Source organism: Arthrobacter sp. UNCCL28, from assembly GCF_900102805.1.
In the GTDB taxonomy this organism is placed as follows: Bacteria; Actinomycetota; Actinomycetes; order Actinomycetales; family Micrococcaceae; genus Arthrobacter; species Arthrobacter nicotinovorans_A.
The window spans coordinates 184,911-209,013 of sequence record NZ_FMWE01000005.1 but is presented as its reverse complement, the minus strand read 5'-3'; the positions used below and the strand labels follow the sequence as shown (position 1 = coordinate 209,013).

Sequence of the window (24,103 nt, the reverse complement as noted above, 5' to 3'; positions counted from 1 at the left end):
GCCGCCCGCGCCACCGTCCGCGGGGCCTTCAGCTCCACCATCAGCACCGCCGTCAGCACCGCCGTCGGCACCGCCGTCGTGCATGCCGGGGACGCCGTCCGCGCCACCGTCCGCGGGGCCTTCCTGCTGGCTTGGATCCTGCTCTGGAATAGACATGCTTCCTCCCGGGAATCGGACCGGGCGGACCTCGTCGACACCGCCCGTGATCACCCTATCCAGATGAGTCGGCTCTGGGAACAGTTCAGTGGGCGGGAACTTGCTGCAGCCCGGGACGGACCATCCGATGCTCCGGCAGCGAGTACCAGGATGGGTCACACAGCTGCCGCTTTCCGTCCGGCACAAATCCGTTGCGCCGGTAAAAGGCCTGGGCGCGGGGGTTGTCGTCCAGAACCCATAGGTATGCCGGACCATCGCCGATCAGGGCATCCACCAGTGACTGCCCGACTCCCCTGCCGTGGATTCGCTCCAGGGTGTAGAGCATGAACAGTTCGGTCCCACAGGGGCTGTCCTCATCCCTGCCCGGGCCCGCGGCGCCGAGGCCAACCAGGAAACCGTCGGGGTCGTGGGCCAACATCCGGGTGTGCCCCGCAGCGATGTAGTCCCGGTAGCGCCGGATGCGGTCGGGCAGCGCCGCTTCCTGTTTTTCAAAGAACTCGGGAGGCAGCAGGTGCCCGTAGCTTTCGCGCCACGATTGGACATGCATGAGCGCCATGGCCTCGGCGTCGTCCACCGTGGCTGGGCGAAGCGTGAAATCCATGCGCTACCTGACCCTCGCGATCGCGAATCCATCCCAGCCCTTGCTGCCCACGGTCTGGATGGCAGTGGCGTCCAAGCGCGGATCCTGGCCCATCATTTCCAAGACCTTCACGATGCCAGGCGCGTTCACCTCGTCCCGTCCGGGTTCAAGGATGGCACCGTCCCAGATGACGTTATCCACCACAATCACGGTGCCGGGATGTCCCAGCCGGATGGCCCAGTCGAGGTAGTTGGCGTCATTCTCCTTGTCAGCGTCAATGAAGACGAAGTCGAACGATTCCTGCCCGGCCAGTGTGGGAAGCGTGTCCAGCGCGGCGCCCACGCGGATGTCCACCTTGTGCCCTACCCCGGCAGCATCGACGTTGGCGCGTGCAACATCGGCGTGCTTGCGGAGGAATTCGCACGTGACAATCCGACCGTCGTCGGGCAGTCCTTGTGCCATCCAGATGCTGCTGAAACCCGCCAACGTCCCAATCTCCAGCACACGCCTGGCCCCAGAGACCTGCACGAGCATCCTGAGCAGCTTGCCCGCATTGGGTGCCACTTCAATCGCCGGCATACCGGCCTCTACCGCGGACGTCAGGGCGCGCCGATGTGCAGGTTCAGGACGCACGACGACGTCGGTCAAGTAACGCTCGACGTCAACCCAACCAGGCTCTGTCACGTGTTCAATCATGGCCCCCAGTCTTGCACTGGCGGCTTCGGCAGGAAACCCTTTTTGACCCGCTGGTCAAAAAGGGCCTAGGCTGCGGACATGGGCCGGCCAAGAAGCTTCGACGACGAAAAAGTGATCTCCGACGCCATGGACGCGTTTTGGACCCACGGCTATGCGGCAACTTCGCCCGCAAAACTCGCCGAAGCCACCGGCATTGCCAAGGGGAGCCTCTACAACGCTTTCGCGAGCAAGCGGGACCTCTTTGACCGCTGCCTCACCCTGTACCAAGACCAGATGATGCGCATGGCCCAGGAGTTGCTGGAGCACCCCGGAACCACCAAGGAGTGTCTTCGCGCGGCCCTTCGCACGATCGTTGACAATGACCTGGCACAGGCCCATCCCCGCGGGTGCCTGATCGGCAATACTGCGGTAGAGCTCGCCGGGCAGGATCCGGCGCTGGCGGGCAAGCTCCGGCTGATGCAGGACGAATCGACCGGATGGTTTGCTGCTCGAATCCAAACCGGCCAGCTCAAGGGAGACCTTTCCCCCGACCACGACGCGCAGGCCTTGGCCGAGCATCTGGCCACAACCCTGGCCGGCCTTCGAGTGATGGCCATGACGCACGACGCACCTAGCCTCCATCGCGTCATCGACACCGCCCTGGCGGTCCTCTAGTTCTCACGGCAAAGCAAACCCTGCTGAAATTTACGCTAATTTTTGACCAACTGTTCCAGAAAAGGATAGGTGCATGGATTACTCACTCAACGGGAAAGTTGCTGTTGTCACTGGCGCGAGTCGTGGCATCGGGCTGGCCACGTCACGGGCATTGGCATCGGAGGGTGTCCGGGTAGTCGGGGCGGCCCGCACCATCAGCCCCGAACTTCGGGAGGTGTGCAGCCTTGGCGTCTCTGTCGACCTGTCCACGAGGACCGGAGCCCAGGAGTTGATCGATGCGGCCTTGGGCAAAGAGGGCAGGGTGGACATCCTGGTCAACAACGTAGGCGCCGGGGACGCCAACAGCTTGAAGCTGGGCGGATTCCTCGATGCCGACGAGGATCAGTGGCAGAGATTGCTGGACCTCAACCTGCTCAGCGCGGTACGGACCTCACGCGCTGCCCTGCCAAGCATCGTGGAACACCAAGGCGTCATCGTCAACGTCTCATCAATCAATGCGCGCATCCCTTCCACTGGCCCGGTCGGATACAGCGAGGCCAAGGCCGCCCTGACAGCCTTCAGCAAACGGCTCAGCGAAGAATTCGGACCGCAGGGGGTACGGGTGAACACAGTCTCGCCTGGCCCCGTGGGCACTGGGCTTTGGCGTGATTCCGATGGATTCGGAGCAAGGGTCGCCGAAATGTACGGGGCAACCCACGAAGAATTCCTCGAAGCAATGCCAGCGACGTTCGGCGTTGCCTCCGGGCGCATTGCGGAACCGGAAGACGTGGCGGCGTTCATCACGTTTCTGGCCTCGCCAATTGCGAACAGCATCACTGGCGCGGACCTGGTCATCGACGGCGGAACAATCAAAACCAGTTGAAACACGTGCCCGCATGATGCCGTGGCGCCTGACACGGCATCATGCGATGTTCACGGCGAACTAGATGTTTTCCTCTTCCGATCCGGCGATCGCCTCTTCGAGCCGCTCCACCTTGCCGGTCAGTTCGCCGTTGTACCCAGGCCGGATGTCAGCCTTGATCACCAGGGAGACACGGCTGCCGTAGCGGCCCACTGCTTCGGTGGCGCGCTTGACGACGTCGAACACCTCGTCCCATTCGCCTTCGATCGTGGTGAACATGGAGTCGGTCTGGTTGGGCAGTCCGGACTCGCGGACGATCTTGACGGCGGCAGCGACGGCGTCGTGGACCGAAGCGTCGGGGGTGGGTCCGCCGTTGGCGGCGGATGCGGGCTGGCCCGAAGGGGCGACTGAGAAGGCAAGCAACATAAAATCCAGTGTTTCACGTACTGGTTTGTCATATAACGGCCTACTCCCGCGTAACAAGAGGCCTTCGACGCTCCGTTGCTACCCTGACAAGCATGGAACAGCCCTCTGAACGCAAGCCCCTCAGGGCAGACGCCGCACGCAATGTGGACAAAATCATCACCGCCGCCCGGCAGTGCTTCCGGGAACACGGACCCGAAGTGCCCTTGCAGACCATTGCAGCCACTGCCGGAGTTGGCCCCGCAACGCTGTTCCGCAACTTCTCGGACAAAGAGCAGCTGGTCCTCGCAGCCTTGTCCCGCCAGCTGCGCCTGCACGTGGACCCCGTCGCCACTGCCGCCCTGGACGGCATGGATGCGGCAGAAGGACTCATCAACGTCATCGACGCCGTGATGCAGGTTGCCAGCGAAGACGCCAACCTCCTTGACGCCGTCGCAGGCCGCAGGGGCCTGCTGATCGGCATCACCCGTGGCATCATCGGCTCCATGGCCACACTGCTGGAGCGCGGACAAGGCCAAGGTTCCTTGCGGCGCGATATCACCATTGAGGATATGGTCCGGCTGGTAGCCATGTTGATTGGCGCCGTTGACACCATGGAGCCTGGCTCCGCTGCATGGAAGCGTCCTGTGGCCCTGATCGAAGATGCCATCCGGAGCGAGCGTCCGTCCCGGCCGCTGCCGGAGCAGTCCGGCATCCCCGGCGTCACGCTGACAGAAGCTCCCTGACAGCAAAGGCGGGCTCAGCATGGTGAGTCCTGCCCATCGCGGAAGCCTCGTCAGGGCACTAGGCTCGAACGCATGGTTATTCCCTTGAGCTCATACTCATCCAGCGGTTCCGAGTCCGCCGCAGCAGCAGGCCTTGTCCTGCTGCTCATGGTCATTTACTTCGCAGTGGTCTTCGCGATCGTTGGCGTGCTCTACATGGGAATGTTCACCAAAGCAGGGCGTCCAGCCTGGGCAGCTTTTGTTCCGGTCTACAACAGCATCAAGCTCATGGAAATCGCAGGTCGACCCTGGTACTGGTTCCTGTTGACCCTCATCCCGTTCGCCGGAATCTACTTCGGCATCGTGGCCCTGCACGATCTCTCCAAGTCATTCGGCAAGGACGCCGGATATACCGTGGGGCTGGTCCTGCTGCCCGTGGTCTTCGTACCCATGCTGTCCTATGGTTCGGCACCGTACCTGGGACCGGCAGCCGGACGGCAGTTCGTGGCTTACCCGCAGGCTTACGGGCAGGGCTACGGACAGGGTTATGGGCAGCCGTACGCGCAGCCGGCTCCGCAGGGATATGCGCAACCGCCAGCCCAGCAGTACAACGGTCAGCCGTTCAACGCCCAGCAGTACAGTGGCCAGCAGTTCAGTGGCCAGCAACCGCCGGCCCAGCAGCCGGATGGCCAGCAGTATCGCTAGCCAGCAATGGCGGGCCCAGCAATCCCTCCGCCCAGCAGCGCTACTCTAACCCCACCCGAGCAACCTGAGGAGCGCCGCTGCAGCAGCGCCCGAGATGACCACCACCAGGAACGGCGCCCTAAGCCACAGCGCGACGGCGGCCGCCACCAAGGCGCCGATGCGGGCGTCAAGGACGAGGCCCTGGCCCGAAGCAACGGCATTGACAACTGTCAGGGACGCCAGCAGTCCGATGGTCATGGTTCCGGCCACATGCATGATGCGTGGACTCTCCAACAGCTTGGCGGGCACGAAGTAGCCCACCAATTTGGTGAGGTAGGCCAGTACGCAGGCAATCAGGATCCAAAGCCACAGGCTCATTTGCTGTCCCCATGATCGTGGTGTCGCCTTGCTGCGTAAGGATCCAGGTCCGGCTCCAGCCCTTCGTCAACGCGTGCGTGGCTGAACCATCCGATGACACCGGCCACTACCGCTGCCACCAGGATGGGGACGCCCGAGGGGACAAAGGGCACGGCCAGGATGGTTGCCAAGGCGCACGCAGCAGCGATCGCCCAGGGTTCCCGGCCTTTCAATCGCGGCCACAACAAAGCCAGGAATGCTGCTACTGCGGCTCCGTCCAAACCCCATTGCTTGGGATCACCCATGGCATCCCCGGCCAACGCGCCGATGGCGGTGAAGATATTCCAGAGAATGAATATACCGATTCCGGCGGTCCAGAAGCCGCGTCGTTGCTCATCGGGATCGGACTGGCCGGACGCCGTCGCGGTTGATTCGTCGATGGTGACGTGCGCGGAGACGTAGCGTTTCCAGCCGGCCGGGCGGAGCATGGCGTTGATCTGCATACCGTAGATGCCGTTGCGCAGGCCCAACAGGGCGCTGGCCGTCATGGCCGCCACCCCGGAACCGCCACCGGCCACCACACCGATGAAGGCAAACTGCGATCCACCGCTGAACAGCAACAGGCTCAGCACCATGGTTTGCCAAAAGTCGAACCCGGATGCCACGGACAGGGCACCAAAAGACACCCCGTAAAGACCTGTGGCGATACTCAAGGACACGGCCACCTTGAACGCAGGTGACTCCCTCAGCTTCATGGGAGCGGCACTGCCGCTCATTTCCTAAGACTCCAGGACCACAGGATCAGCGGAATCTGCAAGGGCAGGCGGACAGTGTGGATACGCCGTTCGGCCGCCGTTCCGTTGGGGCCATAGGCGCGACGAAGCGCGTCAATATGCCCTGCAAGAAATGCCGTGAACATTGCCGTGGTGGCATCTGCCGCGGCCCGCCGCGTGGCGGGGACCAGGAGTCCTATGGCAACAGCGGCCTCGATCAGGCCCGAGGAGGCTACCCATTCCTCGCGGGACATCACGGCAAGGGGACCGTTTGGGCGGCTTCCAGGCTCGTCCTTGCGGCACAAGTAGTCGGGGACCACCGGGTAGTAGAACTTAGGCGTGCGGAAATGCTTCGCGGCGCTGGCCAGGAGCAGGGCGCTCAAAGCTACTGCGGACGTGGTTCGGGTTGCTTGTGCTGACCAGCGAAATGACATGTGACCACTCAATCACAAGCGCGGTGGCCCCCAAAGTCAGCTCGATACCATCAACTGTTTGAGTACCTGCGCCGGCTTGTTGGTGGTGATCTCGTGGATGCCGAGGCCCTGGCACAAGGCCACATCCTTTTCCGAATCGACAGTCCACACTCGGAATATACGTCCGGCATCCAACCACCGTTGGATGGTGCGTGCGTGCTCCCTGATGTAGTCGATTCCCGGGCCTGCAATGACCACTTCGCCTTCATCCAGAACACGTTCAGCCTCGAGCTGCGTGGCCCGCATGACGTTGGCCACCGCGCTGCCAGTCAGGAAGCCCAGCCCAAGTTCCTCCCGCAACTCTTTGACTGTGAAGTCGTCCACCAATTGGCAGATGTACTCCTTGGGGACGCTGCGGAGCAGCCGCTGGACGGAATCGGTATCAAAACTCATAAAGGAGATCCTGATGTTCTCCAACCGCGACTCCTCCGGGGTCCAGCCTTCTTCTTCCAGCAGGGCCAACACCCTGTCCTCGAGCTTGAGCCGATACGGGCTTGGGTGCTTGAGTTCGATCGCCAACCCGATCTCCCGGCCCGCGCCCCGCAGGATGTCCAACAATTCAGGCAGCGTCAGGAATTGATCGGACACTCCCCCGTACGCCTCCGGAATGCGGGCACCCTTCCAGGAGGAGAAATCAAGGGACCGGAGCTCTTCCAAAGTGTGCTCGGCTACCGGGCCGGTTCCGGTGGACGTCCGGTCAAGGTCTGCATCGTGGAGGAGCACCACGTGCTGGTCGCGGGTCAGGTGGACATCGCACTCCACACCGTCGGCGCCGTCGGCAATGGCCTGCAAATAGGCAGCCCGCGTGTGCTCGGCGTAGGCCGCACTGGCGCCGCGGTGGGCGTAGACCTTGGGCCGGCCCGGGGCGAAGTCGTCGCTGGTCATGCAAACACGGTAGCCCACCTCCCTGCATCTTCGGGGGCTACGCTGGGCTCATGCAGGTGAACTCTGAACAAATCCCAACTGAAGACCTCACCAACCCCCAACACATGCCGGACCAGTCGCATTCGGCAGGCTCGGCCAGTCCAGGTTCTGCACGCGGAGGTTCCGGTCGCGCAGGTTCCGGTCGCGCCAGGGGCGATTCCGCCGTCGTCGACCTCACAACAGGTGACCTGGAAAAGGCGGCCGCGCTGCGCCGGATGAAGCGGTTGGCCTTGGCGTTGCTGATCGGCATGGCGGTGATATTTACCGTGGCGTTTGCGTTCCAGAAGCAGTTCCCGTGGCTGGAATATGTTCGTGCGGCAGCCGAAGGTGGCATGGTGGGCGCGTTGGCCGACTGGTTCGCCGTGACTGCCCTCTTCAAGTACCCCATGGGCCTGAAGATCCCGCACACGGCCATCATCCCGCGCCGCAAGGACCAGATTGGTGAATCACTCAGTGACTTTGTGGAGAGCAACTTCCTCTCCCAGGAGGTTGTGCAGGACAAGTTGGCCAGCATTGATATTGCCCGGAAGGCGGGCACCTGGTTGTCGGCGCCGGGTGGAGCCGAACGCGTTGCCAAGGAAGGCGGCGCGATCATCCGTGGCGCGTTCACCGTACTGAACGACGACGACGTGCAGGCAGTCATCGAAGGAATGGTCCGCAAGCATCTACTCGCTCCGCCGTGGGGACCGCCCGTGGGCAGGATGGCTGAACGGATCTTCGCCGACGGGCACCACCACACGTTGGTTGACCTGTTGGTTGACCGGGCCGCCGATTGGGTGGAGGCCAACCATGCCACGGTGAACAGGCTCGTCTCGGACCGTTCTCCTTTGTGGGTCCCGACGTTCGTGGACGGTCTGGTGGGTGACAGGGTGTACGTGGAACTCTCCAAGTTCGTCCGCGCCGTCCAGTCGGACCAGAACCATCAGGTGCGTCAGTCGATCGATGCCTACCTCACGGATCTGGCCCAGGACCTGCAACACGATCCCGCCATGATTGAGCGCGCCGAGAGCATCAAAGCCCAGATCCTTGGTGATCCCGAGGTCCGCGAGTTGGCATCCCGCACCTGGGGAACCGTCAAGACTGCGCTGCTCAACGCCGTCGATGATCCCGAGAGTGAACTGAGCCAGCGCTTCAAGGGTGCCGTCCGTGACTTCGGTACGCGGCTGGTCAACGACGACGAACTGGCCGGAAAGGTCAACGCGTGGATCGGAGACGCCGCAGGCTACCTGGTAAACACCTACCGCTCGGACATCGCAGGGGTCATCTCTGACACCGTGGCGCGTTGGGATGCCGAAGAGACGTCCCAGAAGATCGAACTGCAGGTGGGCAAGGACCTTCAGTACATCCGCATCAACGGCACCGTGGTTGGTGCCTTGGCCGGGCTGGCGATCTTCACGGTGGCACACCTGCTGTTCGGCTAGCAGCATCCGCGGTACTGGAGCTATCCTGCGAGCCTTGGTACCTTCAACGCATGCCCATCAAACTTGAAAACGTTGGTATTGCGGTACGGGACCTGGAAGAAACCATCTCCTTTTTCACCGACCTCGGCCTGACGGTCCTTGGCCGGGACACGGTCAGTGGTGAATGGGCAGACACCGCGGTAGGCCTGGATGGAAACCACGCAAAAATCGCCGTGCTCCAAACTCCGGACGGCAATGGGCAACTGGAACTCTTCGAGTACATCCACCCTGACGCGATCGAGACAAACCCCACGCTTCCCAACGAGATCGGCATGCACAGGGTGGCTTTCTCGGTGGATGACATCGATCAAGCCCTGGACATCGCCGCACAACACGGGTGCTACCCGTTGCGCGGCGTGGCTAACTACCAGGGCGTTTACAAGCTCACCTACCTCCGCGGCCCCAGCGGGATCCTGGTCATGCTCGCGCAGAAGCTCTAAAGCGAATCCTGCGTTCAGGGCCGGATCCGACGCCCAGCCCTTGCAGCGAAATCGTCCAGCGCCGCAACGATGTCGCTGGCGATCCATGCCCGGACTCCGCGCACTCTACCGGCAGGGCTCAATACTCCTGCCTCTTGGAGCCGTTGCACAGCCCGATATGCGGTTGCCGTTGATACTCCTGCGTATTCAGCGGCCATTTCCGCAGTGATCGCCGGCTCCCGCGGCAGCAACGCCAAGACCTTCAATACTGAGTCCCGTGCCGGCCCAACCCTGGTTCGAAACTCGGACTGGACAGCTTTGATGTCAGCAGCCAACAGGCGGCCATTGTCCACGGCCAGCAATGCCGACTCGGCGAAGCGCTGCACAATGGGCAGGATATTACCCATTCGGTACGCACCCAACGCATCGAAGTACAGGCGGGTATCAGTCAGGAGGCCTGACGACACCGGGATCGTGACATTCTCGGTGACGCCTTTGGCACGCAGCAGTGCGCTGACAATGGCCCTGCCTGTACGCCCATTGCCGTCTGCGAATGGATGGATGGTCTCGAACTGGGCGTGGGCCACCGCCGCCTGGGTCAGCGCGGGAATATCGTCCCGTTTCCATGAACTCCACCAGGTCGGTCATACCGCCAGGAACCAGATCATGGTGGGGCGGCACGAACTCGGCCGAATGGGGAGAGTTTCCGCGAATCCAGACCTGCGAGGTCCGGTATTCGCCCGCGATGACCCTGTCCGATGCGGATAGGAGAGTGTGGTGCATCGCCCCGATATTGTCCACGCTGAGGTCCTCGGACAGCGCGATGGCCGCCTGCATCGCCTCAACGTTGGAAGCCACGAGAGAAGCATTGATACTGGACCTGTCACCCAACTGCGCCAGCACAATCTTTCGGGCGCCGGCCGTCAAATTCTCGATCTGGGAACTCGATGCGGACTCGCTCCTCAGCAGCAAGGCAGCGAATGGCGTGGAGTCCTGTCCCAGTTCAGCATCGAAACGAACCATTTCCATCGTGGCTGTTTCAACCAAGGATTGCGTTGCAGAGTCAACACCGGGATCCAGATCAGAGATAGCAGGCGGCACGGCGGCCTCATACGGTCCTCTGGCGAGCAGACGCTGTCGTCTCGACACGCCCGGGGCAGGCTCAGTAGTCCACGGGCGCTGCTCAAAAGTCAGGGGCGGCCAGTCAGTTTCCTTGCTCACGGCACTCCTTGAGAATAAGGTTGCCCTATTTTCTCATAAAGTGCGCTTACTGAGAAAATCACCACAGGCGATTCTCAGAAGGGCCCCATTTTGAGAAAATTGGCATCGCGTTTTCTCAGCCGAGTAAGTGCACCATCTGCCCTGGCCTTGCTTGGCCGATCAAGTCCAGGTCCTCGTCACGTACCAGTGCGATCACCGGCGATTTGGCCGTTGCCGGACGGCCGGCCAACGCAATGACGGGAAGGCCCGACGGCGGCAGCACCACCGAGCCCAAGGCCAACGGTTGAGGATGGGCTGCTTGGGCTTTGGCTACTGGAGCCGTTTGGCCCACCTCAAGCGGCCGGCCAAGAAGCCGTGCACCCACGCGGTCCGATTCCTGCGAGAGGGTCCACGGTTCCGTGGTCAGCCGAAGCCACGTTCCGGCGTCGACATTTTGAGCCTGCGGGTCTTTCGGTACGCGGGAAACCCTGGCAACAACCGGTCGTTCCGGGTCCAGTGCCCGCCGGGCAGGGTGGGTGACGGGAGGGTGGGTGACGACAGGTTGCCTGCCGGCAGGGAGAGCCTGACCGCGGGGCTTCCCGAACGTCACGGCTGCACCGGCGGACAACACCTCACTGGCTTCCTGCACACCACCGTGAACCGCCACGTAGTAACGCAACCCAAACAGCGCCGGCCCGAACTCCAGCACTGCCCCGGGAGCTACCCTGACTGCTGTGTTCAGCGGAAACTCAGCTCCGTTGAGCGTCACGGCCCCGTCGGCTCCAGTGACCGCCACAGCAGACCCTGTCACGAACCGGAGCTTCAAACCGCCCAACAGGACCTCGAGTCCGGCGGTATGGTCGGGATTTCCCAGCAAGGCGTTGGCCAAGTGCATGGACATCCGGTCCAGGGCCTGATTGGGTTCCAGGGCCAGCGTCAACATTCCGGAAGCCACTACCACTGCGCCCATCCGAACAAACCCCTCCCTCAGAACCCGCTGAACCTGGCCCGCCCTGACTCAGGCCTAAGCGAACGCCTCTATCTGTACACCTGCCTGCTCCAGTCCTTCCCGGACAGCAGCTGCCATGCTGACGGCGCCCGGAGTATCTCCGTGAATGCACAGAGAATCAGCCACCACCGGGACAACAGTTCCGTCGATGGCCAGGATTTCCTTGCGGGTTGCCAGCCGCACGGCTTGGGCCACCACGGCAGCGGGGTCATGAAGAACTGCACCTTCCTGGCTGCGCGGCACCAGTGTGCCATCGGGAAGATAGGCGCGGTCCACAAATGCTTCCCGGAACACCGGGTGCCCTGCTTCCTCGGCGAATTTCAGCCACTCAGAGCCCGGCAGGCCAAGTACGGGCAGCCCGGGATCGTACGCGTGGACGGCGGCCACTATGGCTTCTGCTTGCTCGGAGTCATGGACAATCCGGTTGTACAACGCCCCGTGTGGCTTCACGTAATCCACCGATGCCCCCACAGCGTGGGCCATGCCGTCCAGGGCACCGAGTTGGTACAAGACATCGCCGAAAAGTTCGTCGAACGTCATGTCCAGTGAGCGCCGGCCGAAGCCCGCCAAGTCCCGGTAACCCACGTGGGCTCCCACCCGGACATCCAGCTCAAACGCTGCCCGGCAGCTGTCCAGCATGGTGAGGGGATCGCCGGCGTGGAACCCGCAAGCGACATTGGCGCTGCTGACGATGCGGAACATCGAGGCATCATCGCCCATGGTCCACGATCCGAAGGACTCTCCCAGGTCAGCGTTCAGGTCCACTGTTACCGCCTTCCAGCGTGGGGGTTTCCGGTGCCGCTTCGGGAGCGGCCAGGGTCTGTGATGCGTTGGGGAGCAGCTCACCGGGGACGGTGTCCGGCAGCGGGCCGAATGCTTCCTTGGCGGTGGCCACCACGGCGCGGCCCATCATCAGGTTGCCGCCACCACCCACTACTGCGCCGATGCCGAAAGGCAGGGCACGGCCGAGGAACGCGGTTCCCTGGCGCTTCACGAGGTTCTTGAGGAAGGCCCGCTGGATGGAGTCGCGGATGACGCCGAATCCACTTCCCGGGATCTTCTTGGTAAGGGTCCTGCCCCACGCATTGGTCACGCCCTTGCCACGGCCGAGCGATTGGCCGCTCAAAGCTCCGAGCATGGACGTGCCTTCCTCGCCCAGCATGATGGCCATGACCATGGTCTGCGCCCGCACAGGATCGGTAAGCCGGATGCCGTGGAGCTCGGCCAGTGAAGACGCGTACAGGGCCGTGGTCTCCAGGAAGCCCACGGTAGCCAACGCCGAAAGGCCCAAGGATGCCGCGGTTCCGATGCCGGGGACGACGGCGGTGGCACCCACTGCGGCGCCGCCACCGGAGATTGCCAGCAAGTAATGGCGCTCAAGTTTCGCGGCGAGCTGGGCCGGCGTGTCACGCGGGTGCTTTCGTTGCAGCCTGCGCAGGTTGGCCAGGACCAAAGGACGCTGGACTTCGACTGCCTTCAACAAGACGTTATGGACGCCGGGCTTGGTGTTGCCTTGCTCATCGAAGACAGCGTTGTGGGCTGTCTCCTGGGCGATCTTCACCGCCGGGTTGGGTCGCTTGGGCATCTTCACCTCTCCTTGGCAGCTGGTTCGTCATAAGGGGAACTACTGGATTCAGCCTATGCCACACCCCAGTCGGACGAGGCTTCGCCGGGGGCCTATGTGGATACTATTCCGCGCACAGCTGACCTCGCACCAGCCATTGTGCGGCGTAGACTGGGGGCACTCACGGAAGCAGTCCACGCAAGGACAGGGAGTATCCGCCATGAACACCCCGGACAAGAACGACGACGCTGCCAGGCGCCACGCCGACGCCCCTGCGGAGGGCCAGCCGGAGGGCTGGGTTCCGCACGATACCGGCCTCCACAGCCAGGACCCGGCGGAAGGTGCGGACACCGACGACGGCGACGCCCCGCCGTCGGACGCTTCATAACCGCAGGTTCCTTCCGCCCCGTGCCCACCGGCACGAGTGCCTTCCCCCCGGCGCGCGCCTACCGGCACGAGTGCCTTCCACGGCATCCACGCGCAGGCATAGGGTGGTGAAATGGCCGCGTTGAGAGCGCTGCGTCCCTTTGCGCACAGGGAATTCAGGGTGTTGATTGCCGCGCTGTCCATTTCCATTTTTGGCTCCGGCATGTGGGCAGTGGCCATGGTCTACGAGGTCATCCACCTCGGGGGCGGCCCACTGGAACTATCGCTGGTGGCAACTGCGGCCAGCGTCGGCCTGGTGGCTTTCGTGCTGGCCGGTGGCATCGCTGCGGACAGGCTCCCGCAACGGCTCCTGATCATCGCGGTAGAGGGCGCCAACCTGGCCGTCATTGCCACCATTGCGGCGTTGGCCATGGTCAATGTCCTGCAACTCTGGCATCTTGCCATCGGCGCTTTTGTCCTCGGCGTGGGGCAGGCCTTCTTCTTCCCGGCCTATTCGGCGATCCTTCCGCGGATCCTTCCCGCTGACGACCTCCTTGCCGCCAACGGTTTGGAGGGCACCGTGAGGCCTGTCCTCCAACAGGCAGCCGGGCCCGCACTTGCCGGAATACTGGTGGCCTCCCTGTCCCCCGCCCATGCCGTCGCGGGGGTTGCCATGTGCCATCTGCTGGCGTTTGGAATCGTGAACTTCCTGAGCCGGCAAACCCCGGGGTTTCCGGTCCAGCTGGGCACAGAAGCCGCCGGGATGGTTGGTCCAGGTGAAGCCACGGCAAATTCGTCCCTGTTCAAGGATCTCGCAGAAGGTTTCAGCTACACCATCCGTACACCCTGGCTTCTGTGGACCCTGATCTGGGCATGTTTGTCCGTGCTGTTCCTCATTGGGCCCATTGAGGTTTTGTTGCCCTTCGTGGTGCGGGACCAACTGGGTGGGGACTCCAGGATGTTCGGTTTCCTGCTGGCCATCATGGGGGTTGGCAGTGCCATCGCTGCCCTGGCAACAGCGTCCCTGCGACTTCCCCGCCGCTACCTGACCGTCATGGTGCTGACATGGGGCCTGGGAAGCCTGCCCGTTGCCGCGATTGGTTTCATGGACAGTTTTTGGATGCTCGGCGCCGCCATGCTCGTCTTCGGGGTCACCGAAGGAATTGGAACGGTTATCTGGGGCACGCTGCTGCAGCGGCGCGTGCCGCGGCACTTGCTCGGCAGGATTTCCAGCCTGGACTTCTTTGTCTCCCTGGCCCTGATGCCCGTTTCCATGGCGCTCGCCGGACCCATGGCCCAGGTGGTTCCCCTGTGGCTGATCTTCCTCATCGGAGGCCTGGTGTGCCCCCTTATGGCTTTCGTTGCGCTCTTCGTGGCCCGCATGATGACCGATGAGATCGGAAATCCTTTGACCCCGGATGCCGCACCTGGCGAAGCTGCAGACACCCAGCCCGACGCTGTGTAGCGTGGGCACCACCACGAAAGGACACATCATGGCCGCAGGAACCAAGGACGATCCCTGGCAGCTCACCACTCCGCCGGGATCCTCCGATTACACCATGTACAGGGACGATGCTGCCGATCCCCCCGCCATTGTCTGCCAGGTTGGATCCACCAAGCTGCTGTACCAACTGCGTGCGATCGATGACCTCCATGCCTGGCTTATGGAACAGGGCGACTGGGTACCGCTGGGAGCCGCCGACGAAGGCAAGGAAGCCGCAGCCGGAACGGTGGAGGCCTGGGGGCGAAGCGAGGACAACCCCGTGGGTGGTTGGTACGGGCTGCGCAAGGGCTACCGGGGCCGCTTCGGAATGTACATGCCGCCGCTGCTCGAGGCTCTCGGCCTGGCAGAGCTGACGCATGAGAAGCGGAACAACAGCATGCGGGGCATCGCACAGTAGCTTTCGCTCAGCCATCTCCGGGTTTGGGCTCCTGCGGATCGGGGATCTCGTGGGGCCGGTACTTGGGCAGCTTGGTGGCGGGAAGAATGGCGACGGCGCTCACGGCTGCCAGGATCAGCAGTCCCGTTTTGAGCGCCCTGAGCCGGGCGTCGGTATTGATGGCGACGGCGGTCTCCACCTGCGCTTCGGTGGCGTCGGTGGTGTTGTTGAGGACTTCCCTGAGGTTGTCATTGCTGACGAAATTGACGTTGTCCAGATTCACCTGCTGTTTGAGCGGGTCCGGGAGTTCCACATTGTTCATGACCGCCTGACCAACGTTGAGGCTGAGGATGGTCACCAGCAGTGCACCGGCCAAAGCGGTGCCCACGGCCGAGGCCAGGTTCTGGGTGGTGCCACGGATCGAGCCGACGTCGCCGGCAAGTTCCTTGGGGGCAGCGGTGACCAGGACGTTGAAGACCAGGGTCACCAAGGCTCCCTGCCCAACGCCGAAGACGAACAGGCCCAGGATGGTTGGCAGCGTCTCCCAGTTATTGGTGACCACCAAGGCAAGCCACGCCAGCGCGACGGTGGTGAGGATGAAGGAAAACACGGCGATGGTCCGTGGGCTGTAGCGCTTGTAGAACCGGACAACGAGGGTGGCGGTGATGAAAACCGTCAGGTTGAACGGCATCATGGCCAAGGATGTATCGAACGGGGTGCGGCCTTGGACGATCTGGATGTACAGGGGAACAGTGAAGTTCAGCGCCGCCTCCAGGGAAACCACAATGAACATGGCATAGACCGCCGCCCGTTCCCGGGATGATCCCAGAACTGCCAGGCTCACCAGGGGCGCTTTCCCATCCTTGGTCCGTTTCCTGGTCCACATGAAGAAGGACTGGCCAAGGATGACGCCGATAAGGATCAGCAGGGGCGCAGGTGAGACTCCCAGGACATCGAAGGGTGCACCTTCGGTTGCGGCCAGCGGACCCCAGGCGTTGAGGTTGTTGAAGCCGAGCGTAAGGGAGACGATGCCCGCACCGATAAGGGCGGCAGCGACGACGTCGATCTTCACATCAGGGTTGCCGCGGTCTGAGCGGAGCTTGAAGCTGAACGCGAAGACCGCCACGGCGAGTCCCAGCACGATGCCGAACACGGGCCGCCAGCCCACCAGGGTGCCCAGGGTGCCGCCGATGAGGAAGGCGCTGACACCGGAGAGGGCACGGGCTGAACCGAGCGAGCCGATGGCGGTGGCCTGCTGGGCGCCGTGGTAATTTTCGGCGATCAATGCCACCAGCGAGGGCACGATGATGGCCGCCGACGCTCCCGCGAATGCCTGGGCCGCAATGGCCCATCCCACCGTTGGCGCGAAGATCATCATCAAAGCCGATGCGGCGAACAGCGCCACCACCACCCTGAAGATGACCACCCATCCGATGCGCTGACCGAGTTTGGCACCCACCATGACCAGGGCTGCCACCACCAGCCCATAGGTCACGATGACGGTGCTGACGGTGGTGGGCGGAACACCGAAATCCTGGACCATTCCGCCCAGTGATACCGGGAGCGCTGCAACGTTGAAGGACATGAGGACCTGGGCCAGGAACAACCCGATCATGGGAATCCAGGACGCTTTTTGTTCCGTGCTGGAGGAGACCGCCGTACTAGTGGACATTCGAGGACCTCCCGGTTGGTGTGTGGGCTTGGGACGCAAAAATGTTCAGGCCCAGGACGCGCGACAGATACGCGGTGGCCTGCTGGCCACGGACACTGTTCCCCGCGGGATCAAGCCGGGGCGAAAAAGCGCCGATTCCGGCCTTCCCGGGCGAGATCGTGAGGAGCCCGCCGGACACCCCGGACTTACCCGGGAGCCCGATCTCGAACAGCCATTCCCCTGAGCGTTCGTACAGTCCGTTGGCCGCCAGGACAGCCAGGGTATCCCGGCAAACCTCGGCTGAAACCACCCGTTTGCCGGTTACGGGATTGACGCCGCCATCGGCCAGGGTGGCACCCATAATGGCGAGGTCGCGGGCACTGACTTTCAGCGAGCATTGCTTGGTATAAACGTCGACGACGCCCAGCGGGTCCCGCCCGATCCTGCCGTAGCTTTCCAAAAGCCGGGCAATGGCCCGGTTCCTGGTATTGGTGGCAGCCTCGGATTCGTAGACTTCCCCATCCAGCACCAGGTCACGGCCCGCGAAGGCAGACAACCCGGATTGGATGGCGGCCCACTGCTCGTCCGGTGTTGTGCCTGGCATCAGCGCTGTTGTTGCCAGCGCGCCGGCGTTGACCATGGGATTCATGGGGTGTCCATCATTGAGCTCGATGGCTATCACCGAGTTGAAGGCCAGCCCGGTGTTGTTTACCCCCACCAGGTCAGCCACAGCCGCATGCCCGAATTCCTCACAGACCAGGGCGTAGACGAAAGCCTTGGAAATGGACTGGATGGAAAACTCCACGTCGGCATCGCCCACCACGTGCTCTCCGCCGTCCACTTCAACCACGCAGACGCCGAACAGTTCAGGGTCGGCCTGCGCCAGGACGGGAATGTAGTCTGCCACCGCACCGTCCGTACACCCGCGGTTCCGTTCATGGGCGGCCGCAACCAGGGAATCAACCTGTTCCCAGCCGGGCAATGTTCCCGTTGAGGCTGTCTGCTCAACGCCATCAGTATTTGAATCCAACACAGCTACCCCCAAAGATCTCGTTGGAAAACTTCCTGCTGAGGAACTCGCTTACTTGCCGGCGGTGAGCGTGCCGATCTGGTCTTCTCCCTGATCGAAAACCGCAAGCTTTCCGTCTTCCTGGATCTTGGCTGTGGCGGCGTTCGAAAGCCACGCATCTACCCCTGGACATGCCATGCGGGTGGAGGAGAACCCTCCGAACGAGATGGTTTTGCCGTCCTCTTTCCAGGAGCCGACGAGCCTGTTGCAGCCGTCAGTCCCAGTGGCGGTGCCATCTGATTTCAGGTCGAGGGAGGGCTGTTTGGTGTCGCCGGCGTCACCCCACACACCGACGAATGGACTTGTACCGCTTCCCGCGCAGCCGCCCAAAAATGTGGCAGCAAGGAATGCCAGGGAAACAGCGCTAAAAATGCGGATCCGGGTCTGCACCATGCGGCCAGTTTAGGTTTGCAGCCCGTATCTTCACCACATATTTGTGAATTTATCTGTAAACATTTGATGGCGTTCACAATTCAGCATGCCGGATCGTGCGGCCGGTCGCGACTCAGACGACCGACCGCACTAGCCCGGTTTACGCAGCGACGGCGCCCCGGGCGGGCCCCAGAACCCACCACACCCATCGCTGCTAACTCCGTCCTTGAACCGCAACGCAGCCGAAAAGGGCAACGGCGCAGTCCGCGGTTCAACGACATGGGCACTCATTATGTGCCTTGACCTGCGGAAACGTGACGCGGAGTTTGAAGAAATGTTTGATTGGCGGAAAAGTGCTCTGCAATCCGATGGTGCAAGCCTGCCCCTGATTGAGGGCCGCCCCCTGTTTAATGTCTTCCATGAGCACCGTGGATCCGATCGCCGCCAGGAAACTCCGCGCCAACAAACGCCCGGGTCCGGTGGGCATTGTGCTGACCCTGGGCTTCCAATTCATCGGAGGACTCGCGGCAGGTTACGGCTGGCCCCATCTGGCAGTACTGGAGGACGCCGAGCCTCCGGTCCTCGCCCTGACGGCCATCATTGTGAGCATCCCGATCCTTGTCCTGAGTTCCATTGCGTGGACGGCCCTGGCCATCAGGAGCAGCAATCTGGGCCTGGCCCTGGGCGGAACCTTGGCTTGGCTGGGTGCCACCTTGGGGGTGGGAACCGCCGCTGCCCAATTGGACTATCCGCCTCTCCTGACGTGGGCGGGCGGTGGCTGCCTGCTGATCTTCCTGCTTCTGGGCTGCCTGGGCATCATCGGCGCCAGGGCCCGCAGGAACGCCGCCCGGCGTGAGGCTGACGTCATGAGGACCGGCACCATGACCCCGGCGAGAGTCACCGACAAGGGCTACGTCTCGTTCAGTGACAGCGCGAAGATCCTGACCACCGTCACGTTCACATTCCATGATGCGGGCGGCGTCCAGCGGTGGGTCCAGAGGGCCTTGCTGATCACTGCCGCAGAGCCAGTGGTGGACGGCCAGGAGACCATGCTGTGGTACGACCCCACAGATCCGGGCAACGACAAGAAGATTGTTGTGCAGCTGGCAAAGGACATGCCCTTGCGCCGGTCCTGAAGAACATTGGGACCCGGAAACCGCATCATGATTCCGCTGTTCCGCCTACGTATCAGGTGACGGAAGAACAGCCAACGGATGCGCCAGGAGCACGATTGTGAAGTCACCCAACGGAATGGCCCTGACGGCCGCCCTTGCGTCTACCGACGCACCGGATATCCACCTCATGTTCATGGCCGGGGTGCTGGTCCTTGCCGGTGTGGCCGGGCTGGGTACGGTGACCCTCCTGCTGCTCCTGGCACCATTCGCCGCGCTGTTGCTTCACCGCCCCCACGCGAAAAAGCCCCAGGAACGCACCACCGAACACGGGGTAGTCCCCCTGCAGCTCCAGAGTCGCGACGGCGGTGCGGTGCGGCTTCCGCCACCGCACAGCCGGCGGGACGAAGCTGCTTAGCGAGGCACCCACGGTAGAACGCAAGCGGACGACGGCGGGTAGTTCCCGGCGTCGTCCGCTTGCGTTGAGGCGTAGTGGGCTATCCGGCTTTTCCAGAAAGGGCTACCAGCACGCCGGCTGCGGCGAAGAACTTATTGCTGCCGAGGTCCCGGACTGTCTTTATGCCCAGATCTGCGAGCAGTTCATTGTGTTTGTCAGTCAGGCCGGCAAGTGCCGATGGTGGGGCGGCGAGGATTTCATCCAGTGTTGAGTTTTCGTAGGCTTTGTCGAGTGCTTTGCCCAATTCAACAGAAACAGCCACAGCATTTCCTTTCATCGATACGGAACAATTGCAAACGTACTAAGTAGCCTGTCAATTTGTGATTTCTCCACATGAAAGAGCCGGCCACATAACGATCAAGATAGCCCACCATTGCCCGCCTTTGGGGCAATATCCGCAAAGCAAAGGAAAATTCGCGGCGAAGGATCCGCAACCGCTCCCGGCATGCCGCATAGCTAAGTATGCTTACTATGTCCTCAGGCAGTAACTCACCCCTACTGACGAGGAGCCCAAATGACGCAGCGAACAGTTTCAGACCTCATGGTGGAACGTCTCCAGGCCTGGGGCGTGGACAGGGTCTTCGGCTACAGCGGCGATGGCATCAACGGTTTCATGGGAGCCCTTCGCCGGGCCGAAGACACAGTGGAGTTTGTCCAGGCCAGGCACGAGGAAGCAGCAGCCTTCATGGCCGTAGGGCACGGCAAGTACACCGGCGGCGTAGGCGTCGTGACGTCCACACAAGGCCCAGGCGCCGTCCACCTGCTCAACGGACTCTACGACGCCAAGATGGACAGCGTCCCCGTCGTGGCAATCATCGGCCAACAGAGCACCACGGTTTTGGGCTCGGCCTACATGCAGGAGATCGATCTGCTGACACTGTTCAAGGATGTGGCAGCCCAGTTCGCCCAGCTTGCCAGCTCGCCCGAGCAGGTCCCCATGCTGATCGACCGGGCCTTCCGCACCGCACTCGAGACCAGGTCCCCGTGCGTTGTGATTGTTCCACACGATATCCAGTCCGCAGAGGCACCTGAGCTGGAACAACAACACGGCATTGTTGTCACGGCGCCCGTATGGCACCCGGCGCAGGTCATGCCCCGCGAAGAGGACCTGGACGCAGCTGCGGAAATCCTCTCCGCGGGCGAACGGATCGCGCTGCTCGTCGGCCAAGGTGCCCGGGGCGCCCAAAAGGAAGTCGTGGAGTTGGCCGAACAACTCAATGCCGGAATCACCACCAGCCTCCTGGGCAAGCCCTGCGTTGACGAGACCCTCCCCTTGGCGGCGGGAACGATGGGCCACCTCGGTACCACTGCCAGCGCCTACCTTATGGAGAACTGCGACACCCTGCTCATCATCGGCTCAAACGATCCCTGGACCGAGTTCTACCCGAAGCCGGGCACCGCCAAGGCCGTCCAAATCGACATCGACGGCCGGAAGATAGCCAACCGCTACCCCGTCGAGGTGGGCCTGGTGGGCGATGCCGCCGGAACACTCACCGCTTTGGGCAAGCGCCTTGCGGGCAGGACCCAACCGTCCCGCGCCACGTGGCGGGAGGACGTCGAACACCAGGTGCGTGCATGGCGCCGGCTCTCGGAAGAACGGGCAAACGTCCCTGCCCGGCCGGTCAATCCCGAACTGGTGGTCCGCGAACTCAACGGGAGGCTCCCCGGCGACGCCCAGCTGAGTATCGACGTCGGCAGTTGCGTTTACTGGTACGCCCGCCAATTGGTCCTTCCGCCCGGGGTTCCCGCCCACGTGAGCGGCACGCTCGCCAGCATGGGTTGCGCGATCCCCTACGGCCTGGCGGCGAAACTGGCCTACCCGGACCGGCCGTTGGTGGCACTGGCCGGGGACGGCGGCATGCAGATGCTGGGCGTCGCCGAGCTGATCACTGTTGCACACCGTTGGCGCGAGTGGGCTGATCCGCGGTTCGTGGTCTGCGTGTTCAATAACCGGGACCTTGCCGAGGTCTCGTGGGAGCAGCGGGAAAACGAGGTGGAACCAAGGTTCCCGGCCAGCCAGCAGATTCCCGACTTCCCCTACGCAGCCTATGGCGAGCTGCTGGGCCTTGCCGGCGTCCGGGTGGAAGACCACGCCAAGCTGGGCGAAGCGTGGGACTACGCCCTTGGCATGGACCGGCCCACCGTCCTGGAAGTACTGACCGATCCGAACACCCCGCTGCTTCCGCCCTTCCCTGCCGGCGAAGAGAAGCTTGAGGGCATGAGGTCCGCTTTGTCGCAGGAGGGCCCCGACGGAGAGCATGCGCGCAAGCTGCTGGACACCTACGCGGAGGGTGAATCGGAGTTACGGGGCAAGTAGCCACCAGGCACAATGCAAAAGCCGCCCGCCGTCGTCGTGCGTTGGATGAAGCACGACGACGGCAGGCGGCTTAAGCGCGAACCGGAGCCTTAGAGGTTCTCGATCAGCGAAACGTCACGCACGGCGCCCTTGTCCGCGGACAGGGCCATGGCGGCGTAGGCGCGCAGGGCCGGGGATACGTGGCGGTCACGGTCCTTCGGCTTGTAACCGCCGTTGACTTCCAGCTTTTCGCGGCGCTCGGCGAGGATCTCGTCGGAAACCTGCAGCTCGAGGGAGCGCTGGGTGATGTCGATGCTGATGATGTCGCCATCCTCCACCAGTGCGATGGCACCACCGGAAGCAGCTTCCGGGGAAATGTGCCCGATCGACAGGCCCGAGGTACCGCCGGAGAAGCGTCCATCGGTGATGAGGGCGCACTTCTTGCCCAGGCCCCTGCCCTTGAGGAAGGAGGTGGGGTAGAGCATTTCCTGCATGCCCGGCCCGCCCCTGGGGCCTTCGTAGCGGATGACCACCACGTCGCCTTCCTTGATGGACTTGTTCAGGATCTTCTCCACGGCTTCGTCCTGCGACTCGCAGACAACGGCGGGGCCCTCGAAGATCCAGATGGACTCATCCACGCCGGCGGTCTTCACCACGGCGCCGTCCACGGCAACGTTGCCGCGCAGAACGGCCAGGCCGCCGTCCTTGGAGAAAGCGTGCTCCACCGAACGGATGCAGCCACCCTCAGCGTCGGTGTCCAGGGAGGTCCACTGGTTCGACTGCGAGAAGGCTGTGGAGGAGCGGACTCCACCGGGAGCCGCGTGCCACAGTGCCTGCGCTTCCTCGGTGGCCTTGCCGCCGCGGATGTCCCAATCGTCCAGCCAGCCGTCGAGGTCGTTGGAGTGGACGGAGTGGACGTTCTTGTGCAGGAGGCCGCCGCGGTTCAGCTCGCCCAGCAGCGCGGGGATGCCGCCGGCGCGGTGCACGTCCTCCATGTAGTAGGTCTTGTCCCCGGCGACGTTCGGGGCCACCTTGGCAAGGCACGGCACTTGGCGGGACTTGGCGTCCATCTCGGCAAGGCCGTAGTCAACGCCGGCTTCCTGGGCCGCGGCCAGCAGGTGCAGGATGGTGTTGGTGGAGCCGCCCATGGAGATGTCCAGGGCCATGGCGTTGTCAAAGGCCTCTTTGGTGGCGATGGAGCGCGGCAGCACGGAGTCGTCGTCGCCGTCGTAGTAACGCTTGACGAGATCAACCACGGTGGCGCCGGCCTTTTCGTACAGTGCCTTACGGGCCGTGTGGGTCGCGAGCACGGAGCCATTGCCCGGCAAGGCCAGGCCGATCGCCTCGGCGAGGCAGTTCATGGAGTTCGCGGTGAACATGCCCGAGCACGATCCACACGTGGGGCAGGCGTTCTCTTCGATGAGGTTGATGTCTTCATCGGAGATGGATTCGTCCACGGCGTCGGAAATGGCGTTGACCAGGTCCAGGGAGCGCACGGAACCATCGGTAAGGGTCACCCGGCCGGCCTCCATGGGGCCGCCGGAGACGAACACTACGGGGATGTTCAGGCGCAGCGCGGCCATGAGCATGCCCGGGGTGATCTTGTCGCAGTTGGAGATGCAAACCAAGGCATCGGCACAGTGGGCGTTGACCATGTACTCCACGGAGTCGGCAATCAAATCCCGGGACGGCAGGGAATAGAGCATGCCGGAGTGGCCCATGGCGATGCCGTCGTCCACGGCGATGGTGTTGAACTCGCGCGGCACGGCACCGGCTGCGAGGATCGCGTCGGAGACGATCCTGCCCACGGGGGCCAGGTGGGTGTGGCCGGGGACGAATTCGGTGAAGGAGTTGGCCACGGCAATGATCGGCTTGCCGATGTCCGTGTTGGCAACGCCGGAGGCACGCAGCAGTGCGCGGGCTCCGGCCATGTTGCGGCCGTGGGTAACTGTTCTGGAGCGGAGTGCAGGCATGGATACCATC

General features: G+C 63.1%; 28 protein-coding genes. 12 read left to right on the top strand and 16 right to left on the bottom strand.

Annotated features, from left to right (window positions below; genetic code table 11):
* Positions 1–241: 241 nt before the first annotated feature.
* Complete coding sequence (locus BLQ01_RS15375; protein ID WP_026542092.1) at positions 242–757, bottom strand: GNAT family N-acetyltransferase; 516 nt, start codon at positions 755–757, stop codon at positions 242–244.
* A 3-nt stretch (positions 758–760) separates the two neighbouring features.
* Entirely contained in the window at positions 761–1,432 is a 672-nt protein-coding gene (locus BLQ01_RS15370) for an O-methyltransferase (RefSeq protein ID WP_026542093.1), read from the bottom strand.
* Positions 1,433–1,510: 78 nt separating this feature from the next.
* Between BLQ01_RS15370 and BLQ01_RS15365 the strand changes: the two genes are divergently transcribed.
* Positions 1,511–2,086: a TetR/AcrR family transcriptional regulator gene (locus BLQ01_RS15365; protein WP_091552677.1), complete on the top strand. Its 576-nt coding sequence runs from the start codon at positions 1,511–1,513 to the stop codon at positions 2,084–2,086.
* Between the two features lie 73 nt (positions 2,087–2,159).
* Positions 2,160–2,948 (top strand): oxidoreductase, encoded by a 789-nt coding sequence (locus BLQ01_RS15360; RefSeq protein WP_091552676.1) that lies wholly within the window; start codon positions 2,160–2,162, stop codon positions 2,946–2,948.
* 60 nt (positions 2,949–3,008) lie between these two features.
* Here BLQ01_RS15360 and BLQ01_RS15355 read toward each other — a convergent pair whose 3' ends face one another.
* Positions 3,009–3,353 carry a thiamine-binding protein gene (locus tag BLQ01_RS15355; protein ID WP_091552674.1) on the bottom strand — a complete coding sequence of 115 codons (345 nt, stop codon included), beginning with the start codon at positions 3,351–3,353 and terminating at the stop codon, positions 3,009–3,011.
* A gap of 92 nt (positions 3,354–3,445) precedes the next feature.
* Between BLQ01_RS15355 and BLQ01_RS15350 the strand changes: the two genes are divergently transcribed.
* Both BLQ01_RS15350 and BLQ01_RS15345 read left to right on the top strand, forming a co-directional pair.
* Positions 3,446–4,075, top strand: a complete 630-nt coding sequence (locus BLQ01_RS15350; protein ID WP_026542097.1) for a TetR/AcrR family transcriptional regulator — start codon at positions 3,446–3,448, stop codon at positions 4,073–4,075.
* Positions 4,076–4,147: 72 nt separating this feature from the next.
* Positions 4,148–4,759 (top strand): DUF5684 domain-containing protein, encoded by a 612-nt coding sequence (locus tag BLQ01_RS15345; protein ID WP_175493456.1) that lies wholly within the window; start codon positions 4,148–4,150, stop codon positions 4,757–4,759.
* Between the two features lie 45 nt (positions 4,760–4,804).
* Here BLQ01_RS15345 and BLQ01_RS15340 read toward each other — a convergent pair whose 3' ends face one another.
* The 4 genes from BLQ01_RS15340 to BLQ01_RS15325 are packed head-to-tail and all read right to left on the bottom strand — an operon-like array spanning position 4,805 to position 7,226.
* Positions 4,805–5,116 carry an AzlD domain-containing protein gene (locus BLQ01_RS15340; protein ID WP_026542098.1) on the bottom strand — a complete coding sequence of 104 codons (312 nt, stop codon included), beginning with the start codon at positions 5,114–5,116 and terminating at the stop codon, positions 4,805–4,807.
* Complete coding sequence (locus BLQ01_RS15335) at positions 5,113–5,871, bottom strand: AzlC family ABC transporter permease (protein WP_091552672.1); 759 nt, start codon at positions 5,869–5,871, stop codon at positions 5,113–5,115. Before BLQ01_RS15335 ends, BLQ01_RS15340 begins: the two co-directional genes overlap by 4 nt.
* Positions 5,868–6,302 (bottom strand): DoxX family protein, encoded by a 435-nt coding sequence (locus BLQ01_RS15330; protein WP_026547445.1) that lies wholly within the window; start codon positions 6,300–6,302, stop codon positions 5,868–5,870. The genes BLQ01_RS15335 and BLQ01_RS15330 overlap by 4 nt, the downstream gene beginning before the upstream one ends.
* Positions 6,303–6,338: 36 nt before the next feature.
* Positions 6,339–7,226, bottom strand: a complete 888-nt coding sequence (locus tag BLQ01_RS15325) for a glycerophosphodiester phosphodiesterase (protein ID WP_091552781.1) — start codon at positions 7,224–7,226, stop codon at positions 6,339–6,341.
* 50 nt (positions 7,227–7,276) lie between these two features.
* On the opposite strand from BLQ01_RS15325, the gene BLQ01_RS15320 reads away from it, so the two are divergent.
* Positions 7,277–8,686 carry a DUF445 domain-containing protein gene (locus tag BLQ01_RS15320; RefSeq protein ID WP_091552671.1) on the top strand — a complete coding sequence of 470 codons (1,410 nt, stop codon included), beginning with the start codon at positions 7,277–7,279 and terminating at the stop codon, positions 8,684–8,686.
* Positions 8,687–8,736: 50 nt separating this feature from the next.
* A complete protein-coding gene (locus tag BLQ01_RS15315) occupies positions 8,737–9,165 on the top strand; it encodes a VOC family protein (protein ID WP_091552669.1) in 429 nt (142 codons plus the stop codon).
* A 14-nt stretch (positions 9,166–9,179) separates the two neighbouring features.
* Here BLQ01_RS15315 and BLQ01_RS22805 read toward each other — a convergent pair whose 3' ends face one another.
* From BLQ01_RS22805 to BLQ01_RS15295, 4 genes are all read right to left on the bottom strand, one after another.
* Positions 9,180–9,731, bottom strand: a complete 552-nt coding sequence (locus BLQ01_RS22805) for a Fic family protein (protein ID WP_302846721.1) — start codon at positions 9,729–9,731, stop codon at positions 9,180–9,182.
* Between the two features lie 749 nt (positions 9,732–10,480).
* Complete coding sequence (locus tag BLQ01_RS15305; RefSeq protein ID WP_091552667.1) at positions 10,481–11,314, bottom strand: 5-oxoprolinase subunit C family protein; 834 nt, start codon at positions 11,312–11,314, stop codon at positions 10,481–10,483.
* Between the two features lie 54 nt (positions 11,315–11,368).
* Positions 11,369–12,118 (bottom strand): LamB/YcsF family protein, encoded by a 750-nt coding sequence (locus BLQ01_RS15300; protein ID WP_091552665.1) that lies wholly within the window; start codon positions 12,116–12,118, stop codon positions 11,369–11,371.
* Positions 12,102–12,938 carry a hypothetical protein gene (locus BLQ01_RS15295; protein ID WP_091552664.1) on the bottom strand — a complete coding sequence of 279 codons (837 nt, stop codon included), beginning with the start codon at positions 12,936–12,938 and terminating at the stop codon, positions 12,102–12,104. Before BLQ01_RS15295 ends, BLQ01_RS15300 begins: the two co-directional genes overlap by 17 nt.
* 199 nt (positions 12,939–13,137) lie before the next feature.
* On the opposite strand from BLQ01_RS15295, the gene BLQ01_RS22425 reads away from it, so the two are divergent.
* From BLQ01_RS22425 to BLQ01_RS15285, 3 genes are all read left to right on the top strand, one after another.
* A complete protein-coding gene (locus tag BLQ01_RS22425; protein ID WP_175493455.1) occupies positions 13,138–13,305 on the top strand; it encodes a hypothetical protein in 168 nt (55 codons plus the stop codon).
* Positions 13,306–13,416: 111 nt separating this feature from the next.
* Positions 13,417–14,748: an MFS transporter gene (locus BLQ01_RS15290; protein WP_091552662.1), complete on the top strand. Its 1,332-nt coding sequence runs from the start codon at positions 13,417–13,419 to the stop codon at positions 14,746–14,748.
* A gap of 28 nt (positions 14,749–14,776) precedes the next feature.
* Positions 14,777–15,184: a DUF6855 family protein gene (locus BLQ01_RS15285; protein ID WP_026542109.1), complete on the top strand. Its 408-nt coding sequence runs from the start codon at positions 14,777–14,779 to the stop codon at positions 15,182–15,184.
* 7 nt (positions 15,185–15,191) lie between these two features.
* On the opposite strand, the gene BLQ01_RS15280 is transcribed toward BLQ01_RS15285, so the two are convergent.
* The 3 genes from BLQ01_RS15280 to BLQ01_RS15270 are packed head-to-tail and all read right to left on the bottom strand — an operon-like array spanning position 15,192 to position 18,276.
* The gene (locus BLQ01_RS15280; RefSeq protein ID WP_254779484.1) at positions 15,192–16,835 is read right to left on the bottom strand and encodes an MFS transporter; all 1,644 of its coding nucleotides are present in this window, start codon (positions 16,833–16,835) and stop codon (positions 15,192–15,194) included.
* A complete protein-coding gene (gene glsA, locus BLQ01_RS15275) occupies positions 16,825–17,847 on the bottom strand; it encodes a glutaminase A (RefSeq protein WP_091552659.1) in 1,023 nt (340 codons plus the stop codon). Before glsA ends, BLQ01_RS15280 begins: the two co-directional genes overlap by 11 nt.
* A 48-nt stretch (positions 17,848–17,895) precedes the next feature.
* On the bottom strand, positions 17,896–18,276 hold the full coding sequence (locus BLQ01_RS15270; RefSeq protein WP_026542112.1) for an META domain-containing protein: 381 nt from the start codon (positions 18,274–18,276) through the stop codon (positions 17,896–17,898).
* A 398-nt stretch (positions 18,277–18,674) separates the two neighbouring features.
* On the opposite strand from BLQ01_RS15270, the gene BLQ01_RS15265 reads away from it, so the two are divergent.
* Both BLQ01_RS15265 and BLQ01_RS15260 read left to right on the top strand, forming a co-directional pair.
* Positions 18,675–19,391 carry a DUF3592 domain-containing protein gene (locus tag BLQ01_RS15265; RefSeq protein WP_139183503.1) on the top strand — a complete coding sequence of 239 codons (717 nt, stop codon included), beginning with the start codon at positions 18,675–18,677 and terminating at the stop codon, positions 19,389–19,391.
* A 97-nt stretch (positions 19,392–19,488) separates the two neighbouring features.
* Entirely contained in the window at positions 19,489–19,785 is a 297-nt protein-coding gene (locus BLQ01_RS15260; RefSeq protein ID WP_091552656.1) for a hypothetical protein, read from the top strand.
* Positions 19,786–19,864: 79 nt separating this feature from the next.
* On the opposite strand, the gene BLQ01_RS15255 is transcribed toward BLQ01_RS15260, so the two are convergent.
* The gene (locus BLQ01_RS15255) at positions 19,865–20,086 is read right to left on the bottom strand and encodes a hypothetical protein (protein ID WP_026542114.1); all 222 of its coding nucleotides are present in this window, start codon (positions 20,084–20,086) and stop codon (positions 19,865–19,867) included.
* 252 nt (positions 20,087–20,338) lie between these two features.
* Between BLQ01_RS15255 and BLQ01_RS15250 the strand changes: the two genes are divergently transcribed.
* Positions 20,339–22,141, top strand: a complete 1,803-nt coding sequence (locus BLQ01_RS15250) for a thiamine pyrophosphate-requiring protein (protein ID WP_091552654.1) — start codon at positions 20,339–20,341, stop codon at positions 22,139–22,141.
* 89 nt (positions 22,142–22,230) lie between these two features.
* Here the strand turns inward: BLQ01_RS15250 and ilvD are convergent, their stop codons facing one another.
* Entirely contained in the window at positions 22,231–24,093 is a 1,863-nt protein-coding gene (ilvD, locus tag BLQ01_RS15245; RefSeq protein WP_091552652.1) for a dihydroxy-acid dehydratase, read from the bottom strand.
* Positions 24,094–24,103: the final 10 nt, after the last annotated feature.

What these genes read in the sequence shown, in the direction of transcription:
- BLQ01_RS15315 (WP_091552669.1), top strand. Translation starts at nt 8,737, where the DNA reads ATGCCCATCAAACTTGAAAACGTTGGTATTGCGGTACGGGACCTGGAA.
- BLQ01_RS15250 (WP_091552654.1), top strand. Translation starts at nt 20,339, where the DNA reads ATGACGCAGCGAACAGTTTCAGACCTCATGGTGGAACGTCTCCAGGCC.
- BLQ01_RS15270 (WP_026542112.1), bottom strand. Translation starts at nt 18,276, where the DNA reads ATGGTGCAGACCCGGATCCGCATTTTTAGCGCTGTTTCCCTGGCATTC.
- BLQ01_RS15345 (WP_175493456.1), top strand. Translation starts at nt 4,148, where the DNA reads ATGGTTATTCCCTTGAGCTCATACTCATCCAGCGGTTCCGAGTCCGCC.
- BLQ01_RS15280 (WP_254779484.1), bottom strand. Translation starts at nt 16,835, where the DNA reads ATGTCCACTAGTACGGCGGTCTCCTCCAGCACGGAACAAAAAGCGTCC.
- BLQ01_RS15375 (WP_026542092.1), bottom strand. Translation starts at nt 757, where the DNA reads ATGGATTTCACGCTTCGCCCAGCCACGGTGGACGACGCCGAGGCCATG.
- BLQ01_RS15350 (WP_026542097.1), top strand. Translation starts at nt 3,446, where the DNA reads ATGGAACAGCCCTCTGAACGCAAGCCCCTCAGGGCAGACGCCGCACGC.
- BLQ01_RS15335 (WP_091552672.1), bottom strand. Translation starts at nt 5,871, where the DNA reads ATGAGCGGCAGTGCCGCTCCCATGAAGCTGAGGGAGTCACCTGCGTTC.
- BLQ01_RS15365 (WP_091552677.1), top strand. Translation starts at nt 1,511, where the DNA reads ATGGGCCGGCCAAGAAGCTTCGACGACGAAAAAGTGATCTCCGACGCC.
- BLQ01_RS15360 (WP_091552676.1), top strand. Translation starts at nt 2,160, where the DNA reads ATGGATTACTCACTCAACGGGAAAGTTGCTGTTGTCACTGGCGCGAGT.
- ilvD (WP_091552652.1), bottom strand. Translation starts at nt 24,093, where the DNA reads ATGCCTGCACTCCGCTCCAGAACAGTTACCCACGGCCGCAACATGGCC.
- BLQ01_RS15340 (WP_026542098.1), bottom strand. Translation starts at nt 5,116, where the DNA reads ATGAGCCTGTGGCTTTGGATCCTGATTGCCTGCGTACTGGCCTACCTC.
- BLQ01_RS15265 (WP_139183503.1), top strand. Translation starts at nt 18,675, where the DNA reads ATGAGCACCGTGGATCCGATCGCCGCCAGGAAACTCCGCGCCAACAAA.
- BLQ01_RS22425 (WP_175493455.1), top strand. Translation starts at nt 13,138, where the DNA reads ATGAACACCCCGGACAAGAACGACGACGCTGCCAGGCGCCACGCCGAC.
- BLQ01_RS15355 (WP_091552674.1), bottom strand. Translation starts at nt 3,353, where the DNA reads ATGTTGCTTGCCTTCTCAGTCGCCCCTTCGGGCCAGCCCGCATCCGCC.
- BLQ01_RS15370 (WP_026542093.1), bottom strand. Translation starts at nt 1,432, where the DNA reads ATGATTGAACACGTGACAGAGCCTGGTTGGGTTGACGTCGAGCGTTAC.
- BLQ01_RS15305 (WP_091552667.1), bottom strand. Translation starts at nt 11,314, where the DNA reads ATGGGCGCAGTGGTAGTGGCTTCCGGAATGTTGACGCTGGCCCTGGAA.
- BLQ01_RS15330 (WP_026547445.1), bottom strand. Translation starts at nt 6,302, where the DNA reads ATGTCATTTCGCTGGTCAGCACAAGCAACCCGAACCACGTCCGCAGTA.
- BLQ01_RS15320 (WP_091552671.1), top strand. Translation starts at nt 7,277, where the DNA reads ATGCAGGTGAACTCTGAACAAATCCCAACTGAAGACCTCACCAACCCC.
- BLQ01_RS15285 (WP_026542109.1), top strand. Translation starts at nt 14,777, where the DNA reads ATGGCCGCAGGAACCAAGGACGATCCCTGGCAGCTCACCACTCCGCCG.
- BLQ01_RS15325 (WP_091552781.1), bottom strand. Translation starts at nt 7,226, where the DNA reads ATGACCAGCGACGACTTCGCCCCGGGCCGGCCCAAGGTCTACGCCCAC.
- BLQ01_RS15295 (WP_091552664.1), bottom strand. Translation starts at nt 12,938, where the DNA reads ATGCCCAAGCGACCCAACCCGGCGGTGAAGATCGCCCAGGAGACAGCC.
- BLQ01_RS15290 (WP_091552662.1), top strand. Translation starts at nt 13,417, where the DNA reads ATGGCCGCGTTGAGAGCGCTGCGTCCCTTTGCGCACAGGGAATTCAGG.